This is a genomic window from Skermanella sp., assembly GCF_059503625.1.
Genome location: NZ_JCACHA010000747.1, coordinates 8,170 through 10,492, shown reverse-complemented (window position 1 = coordinate 10,492; position 2,323 = coordinate 8,170). Strand labels below are relative to the sequence as shown.

The following is a 2,323-nucleotide window of genomic DNA, read 5'->3' as shown; positions in this document are numbered from 1 at the left end:
CTTCCACGAAGACCATGTCGGCGCCGGCCTCGACATAGGCTGCGGCACGGTCGATCGCGGCTTCGAACCCTTCGACCGCGATCGCATCGGTGCGGGCGATCAGCACGAAGTCGGGATCGTGCAGGGCGTCCCGCGCGGCTCTCAGCTTCTGGACCATCTCCGCGACAGGCACCAGCGACTTGTCGTCGTAGTGGCCGCACTTCTTGGGAAACGTCTGATCCTCCAGGTGGAGTGCGGCGATCCCGGCCCGCTCGAAGGCCCGCACCGCACGCCGTGCATTCAGCGCATTGCCATAGCCGGTATCCGCGTCGGCGATGACGGGAAGCTCGGCAACATCCACGATGCTTTCCAGCGGCGACACGATCTCCGTCGAGGACAGCAGCCCGAGGTCCGGTATTCCGGCGCTGCGCGAGATAGCACCACCGCTGGCATAGACCGCCTCGAAGCCCGCCTGGGCGACCAGCCGGGCGGAAAGCCCGTCGGCGATGCCGGGTGCCACGATCGTGAGGCCGTCCTCGAACAGCTTCCTGAGCCGGGTAGTCGCGCGCATGGCGGAGGATGCTCCTGAAGTTGCCGTCACGGGATCAGAACAGGAAGGCGGTGTGCTGGACGACTTCCTCGCCGCCGCGCCAGATCATGCTGACCGCGACATAGGTGATGATCACAAGGCCGATCCATCCGATCCACCTGTGGCGGTGAAGAACATGGGCGATCAGGTTGGCGGCGGTGCCCATCATCGCGACCGAGAGCAGCAGACCGACCGCCAGGATGTAAGGATGCTCCTGGGCGGCGCCGGCGACCGCCAGCACGTTGTCGAGCGACATCGACACGTCGGCGACGACGATCTGCCAGATGGCGGTACTCATCGGCTTCGCTTTTTCAGGAAGGTTGCCGGCTTCCAGCGCTTCGTCGGGAGTGACTTCGTCGGAGGCCTGCTCGCGCAGCTCGTGGAACATCTTCCAGCAGACCCACAGCAGCAGGATGCCGCCCGCCAGCGTCAAGCCGATGACCGCTAGAAGCTGCGTCGTGATGAGCGCAAAGAAGATGCGCAGCATGATCGCGGCGCTGATACCGGCCAAGATCACTTTCCGCCGCTGTTCCATCGGGACGCCGGCGGCGGCCATTCCGACGACGATGGCATTGTCCCCGGCCAGGACGAGATCGATGGCGATGACCTGCCCAAGGGTTACAAGCTGCGCCCAGACGCCCAAGTCTTCCATCGGTCCGATCTTCCCGTCGTCAAAGCCGCCGGTCGAAGCAATACCGATTGGGAAGCATTATAATCAACAGCATTCCGGTAGAAGCGGCGGGGGTGCGGCAGGTTGTACAATCCAGCCGTGGCTTGCTGACATCAGGGGATATGCGGCCGGCAAACCCGAAAGCAAAAGGGAGATACCGGGCATCATCCGGCATCTCCCCTTCGGCGGTCCAGGACCGTACCTAAAACCAATAACTCTCTAAAAAGCCCGTGTCGGCGGCTGGACGTCGGGCGGAGGCTCGACATCCGGTGGAACCTCGGGCGGCGGCTCTACGACCGGCGGCACCTCGGGAGGAGTCGTCGGAGGCGGCTCCGGAGCGGTGCCGGGAGGGCCGGTCATTTCATAACGGGTCATTTCGATCTTCCTGCTGTGTCCAGGTAGTTCTTATCAACCGTCGAGAGCGGGAAAAATCCCGGACCGCCAACAGATCAGCCAAGAGTTCGATGGATTACTTGGCCTTGTCCTGGATGGCTTCGCCGGCGCGCTCGGTGTCGCGGCCCATGCCCTCGAACGTGTTGCAGGCGCCCAGCAGGGTGACGACGGCAAGGGCGCCGGCGGCGATCACCAAGGAACGGGACTTACGCTGCGGCGCGTTGAGCTTGTTCATGTTCGTCTTCTCCAAAGTTGATAACGATTTCGACATAGGAACGCGGAGCGGCGGTTGATGTTCCAACCGGCGCAACAGCGTCATCGTTTATCTGACCGAGTTAACCGACCGGGGAGGGCGAGTGTCGCGTATCGCTCCCGCACGCAAGGAAAGCGCGTATAGCTGCCGCAACCCTGCTATCTCAGTGAGAGCATTGACACTGCGGGCGGCCCACTGTTTCCTTCCCGGCCCTTTACGTAGCTTTGGAACGAAGATCATAACAACAATCGTGCCGGAGGAACGCGGCGTGGATCGGGCCAGGCTGCGCCAACATATCGTCGAACTGCTCAGACTGGCAGCGCCCGTGATCGTCGCGCGCGCCGGTCTGATGGTCATGTCGGCCGTCGATATCCTGATCGTCGCCCGCTACAGCTCGGACGAGCTGGCCTATCTCGGGCTCGGCACCTTGCCGGCCAGC

General features: G+C 63.2%; 4 protein-coding genes. All 4 read right to left on the bottom strand.

All coding sequences use genetic code 11. The features are described from left to right. On the bottom strand, positions 1–550 hold a 550-nt coding region (locus AC5JJ6_RS25705), incomplete at its 3' end, for an isocitrate lyase/PEP mutase family protein (protein WP_496044794.1). Positions 551–584: 34 nt separating this feature from the next. Beyond that, positions 585–1,220, bottom strand: a complete 636-nt coding sequence (locus tag AC5JJ6_RS25700) for a TerC family protein (protein ID WP_496044793.1) — start codon at positions 1,218–1,220, stop codon at positions 585–587. Positions 1,221–1,457: 237 nt separating this feature from the next. Then, positions 1,458–1,613 carry a hypothetical protein gene (locus AC5JJ6_RS25695; protein ID WP_157599356.1) on the bottom strand — a complete coding sequence of 52 codons (156 nt, stop codon included), beginning with the start codon at positions 1,611–1,613 and terminating at the stop codon, positions 1,458–1,460. 94 nt (positions 1,614–1,707) lie between these two features. Further along, the gene (locus AC5JJ6_RS25690; protein WP_147040860.1) at positions 1,708–1,866 is read right to left on the bottom strand and encodes an entericidin A/B family lipoprotein; all 159 of its coding nucleotides are present in this window, start codon (positions 1,864–1,866) and stop codon (positions 1,708–1,710) included. Positions 1,867–2,323 lie beyond the last annotated feature (457 nt).

Excerpts from the sequence above, each read along its gene's own strand:
- AC5JJ6_RS25700 (WP_496044793.1), bottom strand. The coding sequence starts at position 1,220 with ATGGAAGACTTGGGCGTCTGGGCGCAGCTTGTAACCCTTGGGCAGGTC.
- AC5JJ6_RS25695 (WP_157599356.1), bottom strand. The coding sequence starts at position 1,613 with ATGACCCGTTATGAAATGACCGGCCCTCCCGGCACCGCTCCGGAGCCG.
- AC5JJ6_RS25690 (WP_147040860.1), bottom strand. The coding sequence starts at position 1,866 with ATGAACAAGCTCAACGCGCCGCAGCGTAAGTCCCGTTCCTTGGTGATC.